21 protein-coding genes are annotated in these 21,543 nt (G+C 37.3%); 18 read left to right on the top strand and 3 right to left on the bottom strand.

What is annotated here, in order from left to right; genetic code table 11:
• Nucleotides 1–85 precede the first annotated feature (85 nt).
• Nucleotides 86–967, top strand: a complete 882-nt coding sequence (locus ACIQX2_RS14635) for a DMT family transporter (RefSeq protein WP_402851885.1) — start codon at nucleotides 86–88, stop codon at nucleotides 965–967.
• A gap of 140 nt (nucleotides 968–1,107) precedes the next feature.
• Nucleotides 1,108–1,431 carry a DUF378 domain-containing protein gene (locus tag ACIQX2_RS14630; RefSeq protein ID WP_402851882.1) on the top strand — a complete coding sequence of 108 codons (324 nt, stop codon included), beginning with the start codon at nucleotides 1,108–1,110 and terminating at the stop codon, nucleotides 1,429–1,431.
• A 61-nt stretch (nucleotides 1,432–1,492) separates the two neighbouring features.
• Here ACIQX2_RS14630 and ACIQX2_RS14625 read toward each other — a convergent pair whose 3' ends face one another.
• Nucleotides 1,493–2,269: an enoyl-CoA hydratase-related protein gene (locus ACIQX2_RS14625; RefSeq protein ID WP_402851879.1), complete on the bottom strand. Its 777-nt coding sequence runs from the start codon at nucleotides 2,267–2,269 to the stop codon at nucleotides 1,493–1,495.
• 156 nt (nucleotides 2,270–2,425) lie between these two features.
• Between ACIQX2_RS14625 and ACIQX2_RS14620 the strand changes: the two genes are divergently transcribed.
• Entirely contained in the window at nucleotides 2,426–3,655 is a 1,230-nt protein-coding gene (locus ACIQX2_RS14620; RefSeq protein WP_402851876.1) for an EAL and HDOD domain-containing protein, read from the top strand.
• 307 nt (nucleotides 3,656–3,962) lie between these two features.
• Nucleotides 3,963–4,319 carry a YhjD family protein gene (locus ACIQX2_RS14615; protein WP_402851873.1) on the top strand — a complete coding sequence of 119 codons (357 nt, stop codon included), beginning with the start codon at nucleotides 3,963–3,965 and terminating at the stop codon, nucleotides 4,317–4,319.
• 5 nt (nucleotides 4,320–4,324) lie between these two features.
• Here ACIQX2_RS14615 and ACIQX2_RS14610 read toward each other — a convergent pair whose 3' ends face one another.
• A complete protein-coding gene (locus ACIQX2_RS14610; protein ID WP_402851870.1) occupies nucleotides 4,325–4,858 on the bottom strand; it encodes a competence protein ComK in 534 nt (177 codons plus the stop codon).
• 178 nt (nucleotides 4,859–5,036) lie between these two features.
• Between ACIQX2_RS14610 and ACIQX2_RS14605 the strand changes: the two genes are divergently transcribed.
• The 4 genes from ACIQX2_RS14605 (at nucleotide 5,037) to ACIQX2_RS14590 (ending at nucleotide 11,559) form a co-directional block, all read left to right on the top strand.
• Nucleotides 5,037–5,273 (top strand): IDEAL domain-containing protein, encoded by a 237-nt coding sequence (locus ACIQX2_RS14605; protein WP_093063187.1) that lies wholly within the window; start codon nucleotides 5,037–5,039, stop codon nucleotides 5,271–5,273.
• 219 nt (nucleotides 5,274–5,492) lie between these two features.
• Nucleotides 5,493–7,475, top strand: coding sequence for an excinuclease ABC subunit UvrB (gene uvrB / locus ACIQX2_RS14600; protein ID WP_402851866.1), 1,983 nt, complete (start codon nucleotides 5,493–5,495; stop codon nucleotides 7,473–7,475).
• 6 nt (nucleotides 7,476–7,481) lie between these two features.
• Entirely contained in the window at nucleotides 7,482–10,370 is a 2,889-nt protein-coding gene (gene uvrA, locus ACIQX2_RS14595) for an excinuclease ABC subunit UvrA (RefSeq protein ID WP_402851863.1), read from the top strand.
• An 85-nt stretch (nucleotides 10,371–10,455) separates the two neighbouring features.
• Nucleotides 10,456–11,559: a DUF4097 family beta strand repeat-containing protein gene (locus ACIQX2_RS14590; RefSeq protein ID WP_402851860.1), complete on the top strand. Its 1,104-nt coding sequence runs from the start codon at nucleotides 10,456–10,458 to the stop codon at nucleotides 11,557–11,559.
• Nucleotides 11,560–12,230: 671 nt separating this feature from the next.
• Here ACIQX2_RS14590 and ACIQX2_RS14585 read toward each other — a convergent pair.
• Nucleotides 12,231–12,782 carry an N-acetylmuramoyl-L-alanine amidase family protein gene (locus ACIQX2_RS14585; protein ID WP_402851857.1) on the bottom strand — a complete coding sequence of 184 codons (552 nt, stop codon included), beginning with the start codon at nucleotides 12,780–12,782 and terminating at the stop codon, nucleotides 12,231–12,233.
• 122 nt (nucleotides 12,783–12,904) lie between these two features.
• On the opposite strand from ACIQX2_RS14585, the gene hprK reads away from it, so the two are divergent.
• The 10 genes from hprK (at nucleotide 12,905) to hisA (ending at nucleotide 21,527) form a co-directional block, all read left to right on the top strand.
• Complete coding sequence (gene hprK / locus ACIQX2_RS14580) at nucleotides 12,905–13,840, top strand: HPr(Ser) kinase/phosphatase (RefSeq protein WP_402851854.1); 936 nt, start codon at nucleotides 12,905–12,907, stop codon at nucleotides 13,838–13,840.
• Between the two features lie 23 nt (nucleotides 13,841–13,863).
• Nucleotides 13,864–14,673: a prolipoprotein diacylglyceryl transferase gene (gene lgt, locus ACIQX2_RS14575; RefSeq protein ID WP_402851851.1), complete on the top strand. Its 810-nt coding sequence runs from the start codon at nucleotides 13,864–13,866 to the stop codon at nucleotides 14,671–14,673.
• Nucleotides 14,674–14,688: 15 nt separating this feature from the next.
• Nucleotides 14,689–15,627: a nucleoside recognition domain-containing protein gene (locus ACIQX2_RS14570; protein WP_402851848.1), complete on the top strand. Its 939-nt coding sequence runs from the start codon at nucleotides 14,689–14,691 to the stop codon at nucleotides 15,625–15,627.
• Nucleotides 15,624–16,274 (top strand): pyrophosphatase PpaX, encoded by a 651-nt coding sequence (ppaX, locus tag ACIQX2_RS14565; protein ID WP_402851846.1) that lies wholly within the window; start codon nucleotides 15,624–15,626, stop codon nucleotides 16,272–16,274. The genes ACIQX2_RS14570 and ppaX overlap by 4 nt, the downstream gene beginning before the upstream one ends.
• Entirely contained in the window at nucleotides 16,271–16,789 is a 519-nt protein-coding gene (locus ACIQX2_RS14560) for an acyltransferase (protein ID WP_402851844.1), read from the top strand. Before ppaX ends, ACIQX2_RS14560 begins: the two co-directional genes overlap by 4 nt.
• 296 nt (nucleotides 16,790–17,085) lie before the next feature.
• Nucleotides 17,086–18,264, top strand: coding sequence for an ATP phosphoribosyltransferase regulatory subunit (locus ACIQX2_RS14555; RefSeq protein ID WP_402851841.1), 1,179 nt, complete (start codon nucleotides 17,086–17,088; stop codon nucleotides 18,262–18,264).
• A complete protein-coding gene (gene hisG / locus ACIQX2_RS14550; protein WP_402851838.1) occupies nucleotides 18,257–18,886 on the top strand; it encodes an ATP phosphoribosyltransferase in 630 nt (209 codons plus the stop codon). The genes ACIQX2_RS14555 and hisG overlap by 8 nt, the downstream gene beginning before the upstream one ends.
• A gap of 8 nt (nucleotides 18,887–18,894) precedes the next feature.
• Complete coding sequence (hisD, locus tag ACIQX2_RS14545) at nucleotides 18,895–20,178, top strand: histidinol dehydrogenase (RefSeq protein WP_402851835.1); 1,284 nt, start codon at nucleotides 18,895–18,897, stop codon at nucleotides 20,176–20,178.
• Nucleotides 20,175–20,771: an imidazoleglycerol-phosphate dehydratase HisB gene (hisB, locus tag ACIQX2_RS14540; RefSeq protein WP_402851832.1), complete on the top strand. Its 597-nt coding sequence runs from the start codon at nucleotides 20,175–20,177 to the stop codon at nucleotides 20,769–20,771. The genes hisD and hisB overlap by 4 nt, the downstream gene beginning before the upstream one ends.
• Before the next feature lie 15 nt (nucleotides 20,772–20,786).
• Nucleotides 20,787–21,527 carry a 1-(5-phosphoribosyl)-5-[(5-phosphoribosylamino)methylideneamino]imidazole-4-carboxamide isomerase gene (gene hisA / locus ACIQX2_RS14535; protein ID WP_402851829.1) on the top strand — a complete coding sequence of 247 codons (741 nt, stop codon included), beginning with the start codon at nucleotides 20,787–20,789 and terminating at the stop codon, nucleotides 21,525–21,527.
• Nucleotides 21,528–21,543: the final 16 nt, after the last annotated feature.

The following is a 21,543-nucleotide window of genomic DNA, read 5'->3' as shown; positions in this document are numbered from 1 at the left end:
ACTTTTACTACAATTGTAGAAGAAGACGCTTTTTTTGATTTTTTTGCGATATACTAGTTTTATTGAAAAAAGGTTGGTGGAAGTATTGTTCAAATATATTGGAGAAATATTATTAATCCTTACGGCAATTATTTGGGGGAGTGGGTTTGTAGCAAGTGCAGTGGCATTAGATTACTATTCGCCATATCAGATATTAGCTGGAAGGTTTCTAATCGGTGCTGTTATTTTAAGTCTCATCTTTTTTAAAAAGCTCAACAAACTAAAGAAAAGCACGCTCATAAAAGGGGCGGTATTAGGAATTTTTTTATACTTAGCCTTTGCTCTTCAAACAGTTGGTTTACAGTTCACAACGCCATCTAAAAATGCTTTTTTAACGGCCGTTAATGTAGTTATTGTCCCGTTTATAGGATTTTTATTATACAAAAGAAAAATAGATCTGTATGAACTAACTGGTGCAGTTCTCGCAATTATTGGTATTGCAGTATTATCTTTAAAATTATCGTCCGACGTGAATGTTGGGGATTTATTGACATTAGGCTGTGCCGTAGGATTTGCTTTTCATATTTTTTACACTGCTAAGTTTGTTAAAACGGAAGATCCCGTTGTGCTAACAATAGTACAAATGGTTACAGCTGCAGTAATTGGTTGTATAGTTGTGCTATTCAGAGGAGAGACAAGCTTTTCTATGGAAACAGAAGGCATGGTAAATCTGCTATACTTAGGGATTTTCTCCACAACTATTGCCTTTTTAATGCAAACAGTGGCCCAAAAATACATAACAGAAACAAAGGCAGCAATTATTTTAGCTACTGAATCTTTTTGGGGCATGGTATTCTCCGTTATCATTTTGAGTGAGATTATGACAGGAAGAATGATTATCGGAGCCTTGCTAATACTTTTAGCTATACTTATTTCTGAAACAAAAATGGAATTTATGAAAAAAGATAAAATAAAAACACTGACCTAACTACGTTAAAAAGGAATTTCCTTTCATTTAGTATGAATCGCTGTTTTCTGCAAAAGATAAGAGCGAATCTTAGTTGTTTACGATATGTTTTCCCGTATCGTCGCTATCATTCATACAATAATTGAAGGAGGAGTTTATCAGTGGGATTTATACATCGGCTTGCCTTAGCCCTCGTTATCATTGGTGCAATTAACTGGGGATTGATTGGCTTTTTCGAATTTGACTTAGTCGCTTCTATTTTCGGAGGGCAAACTGCTCTATTTTCTAAGGTGATCTATGCATTGGTTGGTATTAGTGGCTTAATCTGCATTCCACTTCTATTTAGAACTTATGAAGAGGAAGAAGAAGAGTATGGAACAAGCAGACAAAGTTCTCGAAACCTTCAATATGGAACTGAGTTCGGGGAGGAGCCTGAATTTACCGATATAAAAGAGGCTTCTTCAAAAGAGGATTTGAAGAAATAACTAAAGAGGATAGATAACTGTAGAAAGCCACAGTTTATCTATCCTTTTTGATTGAGGCTTCTTATTTACCTTTAAATACAGGCTTTCTTTTTTCTCCAAAGGCTACTAATGCTTCTATACGATCCTCTGTTGGTATAGTGATTTCATAAGCTTTTCTTTCTATGCTGAGACCTGTCTGAAGGTCTGTATTCATTCCGTGTTTTACTGCAAACTTAGCTTGCTGTAATGCGATAGGTCCATTTGCAAGCATAAGAGCTGCAAATGCCTCTGTCTCTTCTTGTAACGTTTCTCTCGATGTTACCTTAGTCACTAATCCGTAGGACAATGCTTCTTCTGCTTTTAGTCTTCTCGCAGTTAAAATTAGCTCTAAAGCTTTAGTTTCTCCGATAAGTCTAGGTAATCGCTGTGTGCCACCCGCACCAGGGATTATTGCTAAACTTGTTTCCGTTAAACCGAGTTGAATATCGTCTGAAGCAATTCTAAAATCGCAGGCAAGCGCCAATTCTGTTCCGCCGCCAAAAGCATAGCCATTTAACATAGCAATTGTTGGCTGTGGGAGGTTTTCAATTGCAGTGAATACCTCGCCAATTTTGAATATATTACGTTTCACTTGTTGATCAGTTAAGGTTTTACGTTCCTTTAAATCTGCACCAACGCTAAATGACTTCTCTCCTGCGCCAGTGAAAATAATTACACGAATATCTGGATTAATGCGAATAGATTCTGCGATATCTCCAAGTTCACGAAGCATTTCATAGTTAAATGCATTTAATGCTTCTGGTCTATTGAGCGTGACGTATGCTAAATTCCCCTGTTGTGTATAACGGATAGATTCCATTATTTTCTCCCCTTTCAATTACTTTCTCCCCAATATCAACATAGCATGTTCTCAGTTTTCTGTCATCCATAGGTAATAAATAGAAATAATATCGATTTCCTTGGAAAGGTTTGCTACAATGGAACTAATGAATATTTATGGATTTGAGGAATTCGCATGGAAATTTTTGTGGCAAGGCAGCCTATCTTTACCAATAATGAGCATATTTTTGCTTACGAATTATTGTATCGGGATAGTGATACTAATGCATTCCCTATCATAGATGGGGATAGAGCAACTTTAGAAGTGTTAATACATTCATTTTTGACGATAGGTATAAATAACCTTGCGGGAGAAAAATTATGTTTTATTAATTTCACGGAAAACTTATTGGACAATACTGTATTTAATAAGATTCCACCAAAACGCATAGTTGTGGAGATTTTAGAGAATATTCCCATCACGCCATCTTTAATCGAAAAGCTTAAATACATAAAAAAATTAGGTTTTTTAATAGCTCTAGACGATTTTATTTTACATAATAATGTAAATCTATATGATGAGTTATTTAGCTTAGTTAATTTTATCAAAGTTGATTTTATTTTGAGCAAACCTTCTGAGAGACAAGTTTTCGAGAAAATTGTGAAGAAAAATTATCCACATATCGTACTTTTAGCGGAAAAAGTAGAAACACGTGAAGATTTCTATCTTGCAAAAGAGGCAGGATATGGATTATTCCAAGGATACTTTTTTGCCAAACCAGAAATTATTAAAGGGACAGACATTCCAGCTAATATGGCACAATATTTTCGAATTATTAGCTTACTACGCAATCGGGTTTCCACTATTGAACAAATAGCAGAGGAAATCGAGCGTGACGTGTCACTATCCTTTAAAGTTTTGAAAATCATTAATTCACCAGCTGCTAGAAAAAAATCTAAAATTCGTTCCATCAAACAGGCGGTAGTCATGTTGGGATTAGAAGAATTGAATCATTGGTTATATGTATTAATGCTAAGAGAGTCGAAAGTAAACGATGATGGGGATGGAATGGCAATAATCGAAGCATCCTTGTTCCGTGCAAAGTTTTGTGAGTTATTAGCTAAAAGAAATTTTTTACAAAACTCTCCTGAATACTTGCTGGTAGGAATGTTTTCATTAATCGACACATTACTTCATCAAAAGATGGATCATTTACTTCAAGAATTACCGCTCACGGACGAGGTTATAGAAACGCTTTCAGGAAAACATACGGAAATGACTCCTTATTTGGAGCTTTCTATAGCTTGTGATGAAGTGAGATGGGATGATATTATTGCGGGTGCAGAGGCTATCGGCATTGATCACGCTACATTAAACAAATTTTATTTAGAAGCCCGTAGTTGGGCTATGGATATTGTAGGTTAATAACAACTGCCATTTTATCAAGATGGCAGTTGTTATTTTTTTGAGGATTAAGGAAAAATGCACTTACCATTTTTAGAGCATAAGGTTACCTAAAAAGGAGAGGATAATTGTGACATCAGTCACGATTATCCTCTCCTAAAAAATTTAGCAACCATATAGCAAAAGTCTGTTCAAAGCCCTTCGAAAACACTAGAAACCATTTTTTTATTCCTCTATATTCCAGTGCTTTGCCAGTTGCATTTTTCGGAGGAGATAGTATAATTAAAAACAGAACAAACGTTCTTTTTAGAAAGAAGGAGGAGTAGTTATGCCATTAATACCGGAAGAAGCAATCCCATACTTCGAAAACATGATTTATCTTCCAATGGTTTTGACTATTTTAGAAAAAGATCGAACTATTTTTGAAAAGGCTCCATTTAAATTGAAGCGTCCGTATATCGTTTTAGTAGAAGAAGCAGGAAAGCAAGTTCAGAAAGAATTGAAACAGACGCATATGTATATGAGGCGTCACAGTATGAAAGTTCTTCGTGGAGAAGGAGATGATATGTTCACTGAGTATGTATTTTTTCATGGAGGTTATGAAGAACATCGACGTTACCTAAACGTTCGGCTCCGCAACAGAGTCGAAGAACTTTTATCAATTTATTTTGCCGTAGTAGAATAATTTCGTTAGTACTGGGAGTCTTTTTGAAATTTTTTAGTAATGTAACCAGTATTCATCAGATTACTCATCCGTTTTAGTAAGTGCATATTTAGTATATTAGCAAATCCAACTTGTCGACTTATTGTCTGAGGAGATGATGGAACTGTTAATTTTTGACCATTTGTTAGAACGACTACACAGCCATCGTCCGAAGGATAAAAGGAAGCTATTGCCTTAAAAGAGAACCAAACATTTAAATCCGATTTTGGAGAAAGTATTGGTATGAATATACATGGATTTCCGAAGTCATGTGCTATTAGAATAGGTAGCTTAAAATAATTTCCAATTGCTTCCCTCGATAATCGAGCAGTATGCTGAAAAGAAGAGCCGTAAAAAGAACAAGAATGCCGAACAATATCAAAAGGCTTTTTATTAATTATATTGGTTTCCCCTGAAAAGTTAGTTACCTTTGTAAATATCGTATTATTCACTACAATAGGTTGAAGTACAGCGGTCTCAAATGAAATGAAAAAAGATTTTTCTTCTACTTTATTCGACATAAAAATCCACCCCTTTGTATTATATATCTCAATTATAGTTAATTTTGGAAGTAAAGCAAGTAAAAATAACGAATATTTAAAATATTCCCTTTTTACTATATAGACTAAATTTTCTTAAAATGATTGCAACAATCTCGATGCTTTTATATAATAGAAAAAAGGCATCGGGGTGATGGAGATGGACAAACAATATTCATACGCAGATTTCTTGAAAGCTATGGGTCAGGCAGGGAAGGAAAGCTCTGCGGAAAATTTGTTAAACGAAATATATCTTGATATGTTTTTGAACATTGTCCACCGGGAACAAAGTAGTAACCGTCTCTTAGCATTGATAGATGAGACGTTAGATCAAAAAGATAAGGCAGCATTTATGGAGTATACAGCTGCTCTTCATCAACTTAACAGTCCAAAATAATTCAATCCTAGGTAAAAAACCACTTTTATTAGAGTGGTTTTTTTCGTTTGAAATTCTATTTTTATAGTAGCGCAAGAAACATCTAATAATAGGAATAGCTTTCAAAGTCACTTGTATAAGTGGCTTTTTATGGATAACAAAAAACATACGTTCGTTTTATTAGGAATCAAAAAAAGAGTATGTTAAACTGAAATTATTCAAAAAATGGGAGGCTTATGTATGGAACAAAAATTTGATTTGCAAGCTCCGTATGAGCCAGCGGGAGATCAAATAGAAGCAATAAAAGAATTAGTAAAAGGTGTTAATGAAGGAAAAAGGTTTCAAACTTTACTAGGTGCAACTGGTACTGGTAAAACATATACAATATCAAATGTAATTCAACAAGTAAATAAACCAACACTAGTGATGGCACATAACAAAACACTAGCGGGTCAATTATATAACGAGTTTAAAGAATTTTTCCCGAACAATGCTGTGGAGTACTTCGTAAGCTACTATGATTATTTTCAACCAGAAGCATATGTACCATCAACCGATACATTTATAGAAAAGGATTCAAGTATTAATGAGGAAATAGACAAGCTACGACATTCTGCAACTTCTTCTTTGTTTGAAAGAAAAGATGTCATTATTATCGCATCTGTATCTTGTATATACGGTCTAGGTAATCCAGAGGAATATAAAGAGCTCGTTCTATCATTAAGAACGGGAATGGAGATTGATCGTAATCAATTATTGCGTAAACTTGTAGACATTCAATATGAAAGAAACGATTTGAACTTCGTACGTGGAAAGTTCCGTGTTCGTGGAGATGTAGTAGAAATTTTCCCCGCTTCCCGTGATGAAAAATGTCTTCGAGTCGAATTTTTTGGAGATGAGATCGATCGAATTCGAGAAGTTAATGCGCTAACAGGAGAAATTCTTGGTGAACGTGATCACGTTGCTATATTCCCCGCTTCTCATTTCGTTACCCGGGAAGAGAAGATGAAACTAGCTTTAGCAAATATTAAAAAAGAATTAGAGGAACAACTGGCTTATTTAAGAAGTGAGGATAAGCTTTTAGAGGCCCAAAGATTGGAACAACGTACGAGATATGATTTAGAAATGATGGAAGAGATGGGCTTTTGTTCAGGCATTGAAAACTACTCAAGGCATTTAACATTAAGAGAAGCAGGTGCAGTGCCTTATACATTACTAGACTATTTTCCAGAAGACTTTTTACTCGTAGTAGATGAAAGTCACGTTTCATTACCCCAAGTAAGAGGAATGTATAATGGAGACCAAGCGAGAAAATCAGTGCTCGTAAATTATGGTTTCCGTTTGCCGTCTGCTCTAGACAATCGTCCTTTAACTTTCAATGAATATGAAAAACATATACACCAAGCTATATTTGTTTCCGCAACTCCAGGACCATATGAGCTTGAGCATACACCAGAAATGGTTGAGCAAATTATTCGTCCAACAGGACTATTGGATCCAGTTATAACTGTGAAGCCAATTGAAGGGCAAATAGATGATTTAATCAATGAAATTCATGAAAGATCTGCCAAAAACGAGCGAGTATTAATAACGACACTTACAAAAAAAATGTCAGAGGATCTAACGGATTACTTAAAAGAGATTGGGATAAAAGTTCAATACTTACATTCAGAAGTAAAAACACTAGAACGTACAGAAATAATTCGAGAACTTCGATTAGGTACGTACGATGTATTAATAGGAATTAACTTGTTACGAGAAGGTATAGACATACCAGAAGTATCTCTAGTAGCAATATTAGATGCTGATAAAGAAGGATTTTTGCGCTCTGAACGTTCTTTAATCCAGACGATTGGGCGTGCTGCACGTAACTCTAATGGAGAAGTTATTATGTACGCAGATAAAATGACAGACTCCATGCGAAAAGCGATTGACGAGACACAACGTCGCAGAACTATTCAAATGGAATATAACGAAAAGCATGGTATTACACCAAAAACAATTCAAAAGAAAATAAGCGATGTTATTCGTGCGTCACAAGTTGCAGAAGAGGAAGAAACGTATGCACAACGTTTAATAAGCGGCAAACCATTGACGACTCAAGAAAAAGCAAAGCTTCTACAGGATCTAGAAAAAGAAATGAAAGATGCAGCAAAAGCGCTTAACTTTGAACGAGCTGCAGAGTTACGAGACGCAATTTTGGAACTGAAGCTGGAAGGGTGATATCTGTTGAAAAATAAAGAAATTGTAGTTCAAGGAGCACGTGCAAATAATTTAAAAAATGTAAGTTTGAAAATTCCAAGAGATAAGCTAGTTGTAATGACAGGACTTTCTGGCTCAGGAAAGTCTTCATTAGCTTTTGATACGATTTATGCGGAAGGACAACGCCGATATGTTGAGTCACTATCAGCATATGCACGACAATTTTTAGGTCAAATGGAGAAGCCTGATGTCGATGTTATTGAAGGCCTATCACCAGCTATTTCCATTGATCAAAAAACGACGAGTAAAAACCCACGTTCTACCGTAGCAACTGTGACGGAAATCTACGACTATATGCGTTTATTGTATGCGCGAGTTGGAAAGCCGATATGCCCAAATCATGGTATTGAAATTTCTTCGCAAACGATTGAACAAATGGTCGATCGTTTAAGCGAATATCCAGAAAGAACAAAGATGCAAGTGCTCGCGCCTGTTGTTTCAGGTCGTAAAGGAACGCATGTAAAGCTTCTGGAAGAAATGAAAAAAGAAGGCTTCGTTCGTGTACGTATCGATGGAGAGTTAATCGATTTAGATGATGATATCAATTTAGATAAAAATAAAAAACATAATATAGAAGTTGTTATCGACCGAATAATAATGAAAGAAGGAGTTGCTGCAAGGCTTAGTGATTCTCTGGAGTCAGCTCTGAGAATTGCAGATGGTAAAGTTTTAATAGATGTGATGGAGCATGAAGAAATTCTATTTAGTGAGCATCATGCCTGTCCAATATGTGGATTTTCTATCGGAGAATTAGAGCCACGAATGTTTTCATTCAACAGTCCATTTGGAGCATGTGGGGATTGTGATGGACTTGGCACAAAGCTAGAAGTAGATGAAGAATTAGTTGTTCCTGATAAGAGTCTCACGCTATCAGAGGGAGCTATTGTCGCATGGCAGCCAACAAGCTCTCAGTATTATCCGAAGCTTCTTGAAGCTGTTTGTAAGCATTACAAAATAAAAATGAATGTTCCCGTTGAAAAATTACCGATAGATCAATGGAATAAAATTATGTATGGATCAGGAAATGATAAAATTCGCTTCCGATATGAAAATGAATTTGGTCAGGTTCGCGATAGTGTCATTTCATTTGAAGGTGTACTTGCGAATATTGAGCGAAGATTTAAAGATACGTCATCTGATTATATTCGCGAGCAAATGGAAAAATATATGGAGCAACATGATTGCCCAACTTGTAAGGGCTATCGTCTAAAAGAAGAAACACTTGCAGTGAAGATAAATTCGCTCCATATTGGGGAAATCACAAAGTATTCCATTGAGGAAGCAAATAAGTTTTTTAATGAGTTGACATTATCAGAAAAAGATATGCAAATCGCTCGTCTCGTGTTAAGAGAAATACATGAACGATTAGGTTTTTTAGAAAATGTAGGACTTGATTATTTAACATTAAACCGTGCATCAGGAACACTATCTGGTGGGGAAGCGCAACGTATTCGTTTAGCTACTCAAATCGGATCAAGATTAACTGGTGTATTATACATTTTGGATGAACCATCAATCGGTCTACATCAGCGGGATAATGATCGATTGATTGATACGTTAAAAAATATGAGAGATATAGGGAATACATTAATAGTTGTAGAGCATGATGAAGACACAATGATGGCAGCAGACTATTTGATAGATGTCGGCCCTGGTGCGGGAGTGCATGGTGGTGAGATAATCGCTGCTGGTACACCTGAACAAGTGATGAAAAATAAAAAGTCTTTAACAGGACAATATTTAAGTGGACAAAAGTTTATTCCACTTCCAGCAGAAAGAAGAAAGCCAGATGGACGCTTTATCAAGATAAAAGGCGCTTCAGAAAATAACTTGAAAAATGTAAGTGTAGATATTCCTTTAGGAGTTTTTACCGCTGTTACAGGAGTTTCAGGTTCTGGTAAAAGTACATTAGTAAATGAAATATTATATAAATCATTAGCACAGAAACTAAATCGCTCGAGAGTAAAACCGGGAAGCAATAAGAGTGTCGAAGGGATAGAAATGTTGGAAAAAGTAATTGAGATTGACCAATCGCCAATCGGTCGTACCCCAAGATCTAACCCTGCAACCTATACTGGTGTGTTTGACGATATTCGAGACCTTTTTGCAACGACAAATGAAGCAAAAGTAAGAGGATATAAAAAAGGAAGATTTAGTTTCAATGTAAAAGGAGGTCGTTGCGAGGCATGTCGCGGAGACGGAATCCTTAAAATAGAAATGCATTTCTTACCTGATGTATATGTTCCATGTGAAGTTTGTCATGGGAAAAGATATAATCGTGAAACATTGGAAGTACAATACAAAGGAAAGAATATTGCGGACGTGCTAAAAATGACAGCAGAGGACGGCTTTGCCTTTTTCGAAAACCATCCGAAAATCAGTCGGAAAATAAAAACGATTGTAGATGTCGGGTTAGGGTATATGGAACTAGGACAACCAGCCACTACTCTGTCTGGTGGTGAAGCACAACGAGTAAAACTGGCTTCTGAATTACACAAGCGTTCTAACGGCAAGTCTTTCTACATTTTGGATGAACCAACTACAGGTTTGCACGTAGATGATATCGCAAGATTGTTAATTGTACTTCAACGTTTAGTTGAAAACGGAGATAGTGTATTAGTAATTGAGCATAATTTAGATGTCATTAAAACAGCAGATTATATGATTGATTTGGGACCTGAAGGTGGAGATAAAGGTGGAACAATTGTTGCAGTTGGTACTCCAGAGAAAATTGTTGCATCGAAAGATTCGTATACAGGGAAATACTTGAAAACGATTTTAGAAAGAGATCGTCAACGGATGGATGAAGTTATAACGAAAGCATCTAAAAAGAAAAAAAGTCCTGTAACAACTTAGTAATGAAACTTTTTGTTTTTTCATTCGTATAAAGTAGTGTAAGTAAAATGATTTATAGTATAAATTCATGAGGAGGCCTTTCACTATGCAAGAGGAACGTAAGCGTATTTTAGATATGGTTGAAAATGGCACGATTACTGCACAAGAAGCATTGGCATTACTTGAAGAGCTTGGAAAACAAACAACACCTGCGACACCGTTTGTCCCTGAAGAGAAAGAATATAAAAAGTCATCAAACAATAATACCGATTTTGTGGAAGATTTGAAGCGCGATTTTACTGTTATGGGTGAACGCTTCATGCAGTTTATGCAAGGCACAGTCGACAAGATGAAAGATTTTGAAATGCCATTTGGAGATCCAATTATCTTTGAAGAGCAATTCGTTAAAGAGGATGCAAACTTCACAGATATCTCGATTAATATTGCGAATGGGAAAGTTGAAATCCAGCCTACAGATGAACAGCATGTACGTGCTGCTGTTAAAGTGAAATCCTTTAAAAATTCTACAGAGGAAGAAGCGAAGGCGCGTTTCCATGAGGAGTTTATATTCACTACAGAAGGAAACAAATTACGCGTGTACAGTGAGCTGAAAACAACTTCTGTGCAAGTAACGTTATTTGTACCTAACAAAGCATATAATTATATTTCTGCTCGATTATTCAATGGGGAATTCTCCGCAAAGAATTTAGAAGCAAACTCTTTTAAAGTGAAAACAACAAATGGAAAAGTAGAATTGGATGAATTGAAATTTGAAAGAGCTGATATTGAAACGGTTAATGGAACGGTTCAAGTCCAGCGCGTTGAAGGAGAAACGATTGAAGTAGAAACGATGAATGGTCGTATTTACGTAGATGGTAAGCTCAAGGAAATAGAAGGTTCTTCGGTAAGCGGACATGTTATTTTGACGACTAAGGATAAAGATGCACGTAAAATAGAAGGAACAGCAGTAGCTGGAACAGTCGAACTTTACATTCCAAAAGACGTTTCGATAAAAGGAGAAGCTACTTCACAAATTGGTAGGATAGATGTCCAATTGGCTGATGTTACGCACCTAAACCAATCGGAGCAGCTGTTAAACAAAAAAGTAGGATTCACGAAAATAGTAGATTCAGAAGCTGTACCATTGCGAGTATACGGCGATGCAAAAACAGGATCGGTTGTTGTCCGTTATACAGTAGAAGGCGAATAAGTAAAAGTGGAGCGGGATATTATTCCCCTTCACTTTTTATTTTGCATAATCCATAAAATAATACTGCTGATTTCCGTTTCAGGCGGACGCTTTCCGCGGACGTTGCCTCAGCCTCCTCGCTTCGCTGCGGGGTCTTCGCCTAACGCTGTTCCCGCTGGAGTCGCCGCCTTCCACTTCAATCAATTACTGTGTAGTACTCCCTAAGTAGATCGAGCATAGCATATCGCTTTGATGATAAGAGTAGCTAAAGTTAATATAGTTATAAAACGGTCTGTTGAGTTAGGGAAACTATTCTGTAAATGTTAAGGATAGTAGTTTTTCATTTATCTAGTGGAAATAAAGAAAAATAGTAGGTAGTTTCTAAATAAAGAAGCGAAAAAGCGAACGAAATTGCATCTTCGTGAGCCTACTCTATCAATAAGAAAATATCTCATCTTCTATTTATCCAAAAACGCACTTACCTGTTTCTAAGAGTTGTAGGAGGGTGAAGGATATATAAAGACATAAGATTACCGAAAAAAAGGATGTTGGTTGTTATGACGTTCGTCATAACAACCAACATCCCCAAAATATTCACCCGGAAATCATATAGTAAAACCTCTATCCAAAGCACTTTGAAAATGATTGGAACAGGTTTTAATCTTGTATTATGCTTTATGATTTTTTTCAGTTTAACGCTTCTGGTTTAGCCAACAAAGTATAGCAAAGCTAATGGCTTTCGCACAGCGCATTCGGTAATCTTTAGACTGAAGTAAAATGGCTTCCTGTTTATTTGTCATGAATCCACACTCCACTAATACTGCTGGCATTTTGGTGTCCCGAACAACTGCAAAATCTGCCTTCTTTACTCCTCGGTTTGTTCTTCCTGTAATAGAGCAGAGTGCGTTTTGGATGAGTGATGCGAGAATAATTGATTGCTCGGAAGGCTTCGTATAAGTAAAGGTTTCGATTCCCCTTGCATTATTCCATGTTGTGCCAAATGCATTGGCATGGATGGAGATAAATGCATCTACTTTCACATTATTAGCCGTTGTAGTTCTCTCGTTAAGAGGAACATCTCTCTTTTTGTCATGACTATGCATAACGGTTATGCCAAAAGTAGAAAGTTCATTTGTGACAAGTTGAGCTACCGCCTCATTAAATTCAAACTCCTTCATTTTTCCATCTGGTGTTCTTTTTCCAATAGTGTTAGTACCGTGACCTGCATCCAACATAATTTTCATCGGAAAACCTCCTTTCTTTTCTTAAATAGAAGAAGAAAAGGTAAATGGATACAATTTAAGTGGACAATCATGATAAAATAAATAATAGGTTTACAATTGCAGTACGAAGGGAGTTTAGGGGTATGTCACATGTGACGACGAAGGACATAAAAGAACATATGAATCTCATATTAGTAAGTGGGGAAGAAGGCATAGGACGTCATATTTCCGTGAGTGATATTTCTCGACCGGGAATTGAAATTGCAGGATATTTCACACATTACCCTTCTAATCGAATACAGCTTTTAGGAAAGACAGAGATTTCTTTTTTTGAATTATTACAACCTAGAGAAAAAAGTGAACGTATGAGAAAGCTTTGTGCACAAGATACTCCAGTAATTATTGTTTCCCACGGAATGGAAGTACCGGAGGAGTTAATTACGGCTTCTAATGAAAGTTCTGTTCCTGTATTGACGACGAGCTTGCCTACGACCAGATTTTCAAGTATGCTTACGAACTTTTTAGAAAGTAGGTTAGCACCCTCTACTGCCGTACATGGCGTATTAGTAGATATTTATGGGGTTGGTGTGCTAATCACTGGGAAAAGTGGAGTCGGAAAAAGTGAGACGGCCTTGGAGCTAGTGAAAAGAGGTCATCGTTTAGTAGCCGATGATTGTGTGGAAATTAGGCAAGAGGGTGAGGAAACGTTGGTCGGTAGTGCACCAAAGCTGATAGAGCATCTTTTAGAAATTCGCGGACTTGGTATAATCGACATAATGACATTATTCGGAGCAAGTGCTATTCGAAGCTATAAACGTATTACGCTTGTCATCGAATTAGAGATTTGGGATGAGAAAAAGACTTATGATCGTTTAGGTCTTGAAGAAGAGAAAATGGAAATCATCAATACGGCAATTACGAAGCTTACAGTTCCCGTACGACCAGGTCGAAACATAGCAGTAATAATAGAAGTGGCTGCAATGAATCATCGATTAAAAAAAATGGGTGTAAATGCAGCGGAAGATTTCGCCAAGCGTTTAAATGATGTAATAGAACAAAATGCAGAAGTAGATTATTAATAGATATTTGAAGGGAGTTACATATGAGTTTATTACAAATTATTGATCCGGTTGCATTTTCTCTAGGCCCAATATCGGTACGTTGGTATGGAGTAATTATTGCCCTCGGTATAGTATTAGCATTTGTCGTTGCACAAAAAGAAATGGTAAAGCGAGGGTTTCATCCGGATTATTTAACGGATTTACTTATTTGGGCAGTTCCAATTGCCATAATAAGTGCTCGTATTTACTACGTTATTTTTAAATGGGATTTTTATAGTCAAAATCCGGGTAAGATTATTGAAATTTGGAATGGCGGAATTGCGATTCATGGAGCATTAATTGGATCGTTTATAACGGCTTACATATTTACGAAGAAACGGGGCACTTCTTTTTGGAAGGTTGCAGATATTGTAGCACCGAGTATTCTAATTGGACAGGCTATTGGTCGTTGGGGAAATTTCATCAACCAAGAAGCGCATGGTGGCGTAGTAACGAGAACTTTTTTAGAAAATTTAATGCTACCTAACTGGATGATCGAGCAAATGTATATAGACGGAAAGTATTATCACCCAACGTTTTTATATGAATCTGTCTGGAACTTTGTGGGAGTAATTATTTTGATATTACTTCGAAAAGTGAATTTACGTCGAGGAGAAATGGTCCTATTTTACGCAGTATGGTATTCATTTGGACGGTTTTTCATCGAGGGAATGCGCACGGATAGCCTTTACTTAATAGGTGAATTGCGGACAGCACAGGTTGTTTCGATTGTGACCATTGTAATTGCTATTATTTTGTTTGTTTACAGAAGAATGACAGTTAAACCTGTTGTTCATTATCAAGATAAGTAAGGAAGCTGGGATAAGATGGGGACGTTGAAAAATGGGATGTTCGCTGGTCTTAAAACGACTTGGACATTAAGTAAAGTTATATTTCCAATAACATTAATCGTAGTCATATTGCAGTACACACCTGTTCTTCCTTGGATTATCGATATAATCACACCGTTTATGGGGCTATTAGGACTTCGGGGAGAGGCAGCAATTCCATTAGTGCTGGGGAATGCATTAAATTTATATGCAGGTATAGCTGGAATCCTATCTTTGGAATTGACTGTGAAGGAAGTATTTATATTAGCGACGATGCTTTCTTTTTCTCATAATATCTTCATTGAAACGGGAGTGGCCCTTCGAGTTGGAGTGAAGTTATGGGTTGTCTTAGTCGTTCGCTTTGGTTTAGCTATTATGTCAGCAATCATCATTAACCTTCTATGGAAGGGTGGCGGAGAGGTAGCGAAATATGGTGCCCTCCAAGTAAGTCAGAAAGTTCCTGATGGCTGGGGAGAAATTGTTTTGCTTGGTCTTCAAAAGGCGACGTTTGGCGTTGTACAATTGGCGTTAATCGTCATACCGTTGATGATTATTATCCAGTTTTTAAAGGATCGGAATTATTTACAAAAATTCTCGGAGAAACTTGCTCCCTTCACAAAGGTTATTGGAGTTCAGTCGAATGCTTCTTTAACGCTGGTGGCTGGGCTTGTCATTGGACTTGCATATGGAGCGGGTGTAATGATTCAAGCAGTACAAGAGGACGGGGTAAGTAAAAAGGATGCGACACTAGTCTTTATTTTTTTAGTGGCATGTCACGCAGTAGTCGAGGATACTTTAATCTTCATACCATTAGGAATCCCAATCTGGCCATTATTATTAATAAGGTTAATAACTGCTTTCGTATTAACAATTGTAGTTGCATTTGTATGGAGGAAAGCTGGGCAAAGTAAACATAAGGAAGTGGTGGTTTCATGAAAAACTATAAAGCGCTACTTTTTGATTTAGATGGAACATTGTTAAATACGAACGAACTAATTATCGAAACTTTTTTACACGTATTAGGCGAAACATTTCCAGGGAAATATAATCGAGAAGCTGTCCTGCCGTTTTTAGGACCACCATTGTTTGAAACATTTAATGGGATAGACCCATCGTTAACAGAGACTTTAACGGCTTCCTATCGTAAATGGAACCTAAAGCGGCATGATCAAATGGTTGCGCCATTTGATGGTGTCGTAGAAACGTTACGACAACTAAAGAAGGATGGCTATAAAATGGCGATCGTTTCTACTAAGAGAAGAGAAATGATTGAAAGAGGTCTCCAATTGATGAAATGCGAAACGTTATTTGATACGATTGTCGGCTTGGAGGATGTTACATTTACAAAGCCTGATCCGGAGCCAATTCAAATAGCGCTTCATAGAATTGGAGCTAATAAGGAAGATGCACTTATGATTGGCGATAACTTTCATGATATTGTAGGTGGCCAAAGAGCTGGGGTTGATACAGCTGCAGTAGCTTGGTCCATTAAAGGAGAAGCATTTTTAGCTACTTATAATCCCACTTATATGCTTCATCATGTGAGTGAGCTACTTTTAATAGCTAAAGGGCAGCGTGCATGAGGAGAACAGAACGATACCCTGTAAAAGGGGCAAACTCGCTTTGGCATGTATATGATACCGTACCATTTTGGAAAGTGATGAAAAACTTTATTTTTATTCAAGCAGCTAGATATTCGCCGTTCTTAAGCTGGAAGAACTTTTTTTATCGTGCATTTCTGAAAATGGAGGTTGGGAAAGAAACGTCTTTTGCGTTAATGGTAATGGTCGATGTCATGTTCCCCGAACGGATTAAAGTAGGCGACAATTCCATTATTGGTTACAACACGACGATTCTTGCGCATGAATATTTGATTGATGAATATCGAATTGGAGATGTCATTATTGGTAATCGGGTTTTGATCGGTGCAAATACGACAATCCTGCCCGGTATTACGATTGGTGATGACGCTATTGTTTCTGCCGCAACACTCGTCAATGCAGACGTTCCAGAAGGCTGCTTTGTTGGCGGAAATCCAATGCGTGTTATTTATACGAAGGAACAAATGATTGAACGTAACAAAAGCTATTCTTCTTAGTGTAGAACTAAGGAGAATAGTTTTTTTGTGGAAAAAACACCCTATTCCAACTAACATGGTTGAATTTCCAACTAAACAAGCAAAAATTCCAACTAAAGTGCTCGAAATTCCAACTAACTCTTTTCGGTGGTTCCTTTTAGCTCAAATCCACGTTCCATTTTCCTTGTCGAGAACAAAATATCTCTCAAAAAGAGGAAAAAGCGACAAGTTGACGAAAAGGAATAAATAGTATAAAATTCTATTAATTCATCTTGTTAGTTCTCTAGTGTGTTAAAGTGAAATTAGGAGTGGTATAAATGAGCAAAATTCAAATGTTTGAAAAACCTCTTGGAATGAGAGACTCATTTCCAGAAGTAAACGAACAAAAAGAATACATACGATCGACTGCAAGAGATTTCATAAGAAAAAAAGGGTACGACTTTATAAAAACACCTTCCGTAGAGTATTTTGAAACAATCGGAAAGGCTTCTGCCATTGATGAATCGTCTTTGTTTAAACTAGTGGACAATCAAGGCGAAATGCTTGTATTACGTCCTGATATGACGACACCGATTGCTAGAATAGCAGCTTCTAAACTATTAAAGGAAAAAAATCCGCTACGCCTAGCGTACTATGCAGATGTATTTCGTGCACAGCAACGTGAGGGAGGAAGACCAGCTGAGTTTGAGCAGCTAGGGCTGGAACTTATCGGGGATTTTAGTCCATACGCAGATAGTGAAATAATCTATACAGCAATAGAACTATTGAAGGCTTTAGGTGTGGAAAGTTTCCGGATTACGATTGGACATGCTGAAATTTTAACCGCCTTCTTAACGAATAACACGGATAATATAGAGCAGGTTGAAATGCTTAGACAATTATTAGTAGGGAAGAACTTAGTTGGTTTCTCTCAAAAGTTAGAAAGCATGAATTTACAACAAGCACAGAAAGAAAGACTTAGTAAAATAATTGATTATACAATAGATGCCAACGTCTTTTCGGATTTCAGTCAGTTCTTAAATGACGATCAGCAATATTTGCTTGATCAGGTTGAGGAGCTTCAAAAACTACTTGAATTCCAGTTAAATGATTATTCAATTGTATCGTTTGATTTTTCTTTAGCGAGTCATATGAGTTATTATACGGGAATGCTGTTTGAAATCCATGCGGCAGGAAGTGGTTTCTCCATTGGAAATGGTGGTCGTTATGATGAGTTATTTAAACAGTTCGACGAAAAAGTAGGAGCTACGGGATTTGGAATTCGAGTCGACCGTTTATTAGAGGTATTACCGAAGATGAACGTAAATGAAAAGCATACACTTCTTTTATTTGATAAAGGTTCTTTTTCTAAAGCAAATGTATTAGCAGAAGCTAGAAGAAATGCTGCGGAGCGTGTAACTTTGCAATTTGTGGAAAGTGTAAATGATCTTGCGGCGTTTAAACAAATTTTCGATGAAGTGATTATCGTGTCCGAAGGTGGTTCTTTCCGTGAATAAGTTAACAATTGCAATGCCAAAAGGGCGTATTTTCGAAGAAGCATATAAACTATTTGTAGAGGCAGGATTTAACTTGCCTAAAGAGATTAGTGATTCGAGAAAGTTGATAGTCGAAGCTCCTAATGAACGTATTCAATTTATATTGGCGAAACCGATGGATGTACCTGTATACGTTGAACACGGTGTAGCGGATATCGGTATTGCGGGGAAGGATGTTTTATTGGAACAGCACCGCGACGTCCATGAACTATTGGATTTACATATTAGTAATTGTTATATAGCAACTGCGGGTCTTCCGAATACGAAGATGAATGAGATTGCTCCACGTGTAGCAACGAAGTATCCAAGAATTGCTACAAATTTTTACAAGGAAAAAGGCGAGCAAGTGGAAATCATTGAGCTGAATGGATCAATTGAGCTTGCCCCAATGATTGGTCTAGCGGATCGTATTGTCGATATTGTTTCCACGGGACAGACGCTTAAGGAAAACGGCTTAGTGGAATATGAGAAAATCGTTTCTATTTCCTCTCGATTGATCGTCAATCCTGTAAGCTATCGAGTAAAAAGTGAACGTATCAATGCATTTATTGGACAATTAAAAAATGAATTGACTAAAAGGTAGGGAATCCTATGAAAATAGAAAAGCTTACAAATACCATTTCATTGCTACGTTCAGTTGAACAAGCAAGTTCCGATTATTTAACGACTGTTCGTGAAGTAATCGCAGATGTACGTCAGAATGGCGATGAAGCACTTCTTCGTTATACAGAAAAATGGGATGGTGCAAAACTTGCATCACTTAGAGTCACCGAAGAAGAGATCGATGAAGCATACGCTAATTTTGATAAACAATTGATAGCTGACTTGGAAGAGGCAGCTGTAAACATTCGAGCATTTCATACGGCTCAGATCCGCGAGCAAATCGACTTCCCTTTAGCCAAAAATTCTTATATTCAATATAAAATATCGCCTTTAGATGCAGTTGGTTTATATGTGCCCGGTGGAACCGCAGCTTATCCTTCTTCCGTATTAATGAATGCAATACCTGCAATAGTAGCTGGAGTAGAAAGAGTGGTCATCGTATCCCCTCCATCTAAGGACGGCAAACTCCCAGACTCAGTATTAGTTGCAGCGCGTATAGCTGGCATTGCAGAAATATATAAAGTTGGTGGAGCTCAGGCAATAGCGGCACTTGCTTACGGTTCTGAAACGATCAAAGCAGTTGATAAAATTACAGGTCCGGGTAATAGTTTTGTTGCACTTGCCAAAAGAGAGGTGTTTGGGAAGGTTGCAATCGATATGATAGCAGGTCCAAGTGAGATAGCGATTATTGCAGATGATACAGCCTATGCGGATGAAGTAGCAGCAGACCTTCTTGCGCAAGCAGAGCACGATAGATTTGCAAGTTCTGTTTTAATCACAACAAGTTCATCTCTTGCTGAACAAGTTTCAATAGAAGTAGAAAAACAATTAAAGCTTCTTCCTAGAGAAGAAATTGCTCGCGCCTCTATTGAAAACTTTGGATGTATCTATATTGCAGAATCAATGGAGCAAGCGGTAATTGCAGTGAATGAGCTAGCACCGGAACATTTGGAAATTATTACGGAGCAGCCCGAAGTACTCAGTAAAAAGGTAAAGCATGCAGGAGCTATTTTCATTGGTAGATTCAGTAGTGAGCCAGTAGGTGACTATTTTGCTGGTACGAATCATGTACTTCCGACAAATAGCACCGCTAGATTCTCGAGTGGCTTATGTGTTGACGATTTCGTGAAGAAAACAAGCGTCGTATATTATTCAAAAGAAATGTGGGAAGAGCAATATCCTAAAATTGCTCGCTTAGCTAGACTAGAGCAATTAGAGGGGCATGCCAGATCTGTAGAGTCAAGAAGCTGGGATAAGGGGGATTCACAATGACAAATAAAAGAGCGGCAAAAATAGAAAGAATGACGAACGAAACAAAGGTATGGGTTGAAATAGACTTATATGGTGAAGGTAAAGCGGAAATAGATACAGGGGTCCCGTTTATGGATCATATGCTGGATCTTTTTACGAAGCATGGTCTATTTGATGCATCTATTAAAGCTAAAGGAGATACATATATCGATGATCATCATACAACAGAGGATATCGGTATTGTTCTTGGACAAGCAGTAAAAGAAGCATTAGGGGATAAAAAGGGTATTAAACGCTACGGAAATGCTTTTGTACCAATGGATGATGCCCTAGCACAAGTAGTCATTGATATTTCCAATCGACCTCACCTTGAGTTCCGAGCACAGTTTCCAACCCAAAAAGTAGGGAGCTTTGATACAGAGCTTGTTCATGAATTCCTATGGAAATTTGCTTTGGAGGCACGTATGAATGTGCATGTAATTGTTCATTACGGTGCAAATACACATCATATGATTGAAGCGATTTTCAAAGCGTTGGCTCGAGCAATTGATGATGCTATTACAAAAGACGATCGAGTGAAGGGCGTTCCTTCTACAAAAGGTCTACTTACATAAGAAGGAGAGAATAATATGACGTCCATTCAAGTCTACCCAGCGATTGACATGAAAGGTGGAAAATGTGTCCGCCTATATCAAGGGGATTATGAACAAGAAACCGTTTATGGGGATTCTCCATTCGATATGGCTCAAAAGTTTGCAAATGAAGGAGCAACCTGGATTCATCTAGTAGATTTAGATGGAGCAAAAGACGGAAAGAAAATCCATGCCAAAGAAGTTATTCGTATCACCAAAGAGCTTCCAGTTAACGTGCAAATTGGTGGAGGAATTCGTACGAAAGAAGACGTTCAGTTTTATTTGAATAACGGTGTAAATCGTGTCATTATAGGTAGTTTGGCTATTTCGCAGCCTGACCTAGTTGTAGGTTTAATCGAAGAATTTGGTGGCAATCGAATTGTAATTGGGCTAGATGCAAAGGATGGAATGGTAGCAACACATGGTTGGTTAGAAACCTCTTCGCAATCTGCCGTTGAAGTAGGCCAATATTTTGCCTCTAAAGGCGCCAAGCATGTTATCTTTACGGATATTGCAACAGATGGAACGCTGCAAGGTCCAAACTTATTGGCAAACAAAGAACTAGCAGATGAAACTGGACTTTCAATAATTGTATCAGGTGGTATTAGTTCCTTGGAAGATATTGCTGCAGTAGCAAAATTAGCACAAACGACAACAGTTGCTGGTGTTATAACAGGTAAAGCATTGTACAATGAACGATTTACCCTAACTGAAGCTCTACAGGAAGCGTCCAAATAACTTTTCGTAACGAATG

Origin of the sequence: Psychrobacillus sp. NPDC096623, from assembly GCF_044762655.1 — a bacterium.
Classification (GTDB): domain Bacteria; phylum Bacillota; class Bacilli; order Bacillales_A; family Planococcaceae; genus Psychrobacillus.
The sequence above is the reverse complement of the archived record's forward strand: the minus strand, read 5'-3'. Positions and strand labels throughout refer to the sequence as shown.

Coding starts and splice junctions, on each gene's coding strand:
- ACIQX2_RS14625 (WP_402851879.1), bottom strand. CDS start 2,269: ATGGAATCTATCCGTTATACACAACAGGGGAATTTAGCATACGTCACG.
- ACIQX2_RS14620 (WP_402851876.1), top strand. CDS start 2,426: ATGGAAATTTTTGTGGCAAGGCAGCCTATCTTTACCAATAATGAGCAT.
- ACIQX2_RS14615 (WP_402851873.1), top strand. CDS start 3,963: ATGCCATTAATACCGGAAGAAGCAATCCCATACTTCGAAAACATGATT.
- ACIQX2_RS14610 (WP_402851870.1), bottom strand. CDS start 4,858: ATGTCGAATAAAGTAGAAGAAAAATCTTTTTTCATTTCATTTGAGACC.
- ACIQX2_RS14605 (WP_093063187.1), top strand. CDS start 5,037: ATGGACAAACAATATTCATACGCAGATTTCTTGAAAGCTATGGGTCAG.
- uvrB (WP_402851866.1), top strand. CDS start 5,493: ATGGAACAAAAATTTGATTTGCAAGCTCCGTATGAGCCAGCGGGAGAT.
- ACIQX2_RS14590 (WP_402851860.1), top strand. CDS start 10,456: ATGCAAGAGGAACGTAAGCGTATTTTAGATATGGTTGAAAATGGCACG.
- ACIQX2_RS14585 (WP_402851857.1), bottom strand. CDS start 12,782: ATGAAAATTATGTTGGATGCAGGTCACGGTACTAACACTATTGGAAAA.
- hprK (WP_402851854.1), top strand. CDS start 12,905: ATGTCACATGTGACGACGAAGGACATAAAAGAACATATGAATCTCATA.
- lgt (WP_402851851.1), top strand. CDS start 13,864: ATGAGTTTATTACAAATTATTGATCCGGTTGCATTTTCTCTAGGCCCA.
- ACIQX2_RS14570 (WP_402851848.1), top strand. CDS start 14,689: ATGGGGACGTTGAAAAATGGGATGTTCGCTGGTCTTAAAACGACTTGG.
- ppaX (WP_402851846.1), top strand. CDS start 15,624: ATGAAAAACTATAAAGCGCTACTTTTTGATTTAGATGGAACATTGTTA.
- ACIQX2_RS14560 (WP_402851844.1), top strand. CDS start 16,271: ATGAGGAGAACAGAACGATACCCTGTAAAAGGGGCAAACTCGCTTTGG.
- ACIQX2_RS14555 (WP_402851841.1), top strand. CDS start 17,086: ATGAGCAAAATTCAAATGTTTGAAAAACCTCTTGGAATGAGAGACTCA.
- hisD (WP_402851835.1), top strand. CDS start 18,895: ATGAAAATAGAAAAGCTTACAAATACCATTTCATTGCTACGTTCAGTT.
- hisB (WP_402851832.1), top strand. CDS start 20,175: ATGACAAATAAAAGAGCGGCAAAAATAGAAAGAATGACGAACGAAACA.
- hisA (WP_402851829.1), top strand. CDS start 20,787: ATGACGTCCATTCAAGTCTACCCAGCGATTGACATGAAAGGTGGAAAA.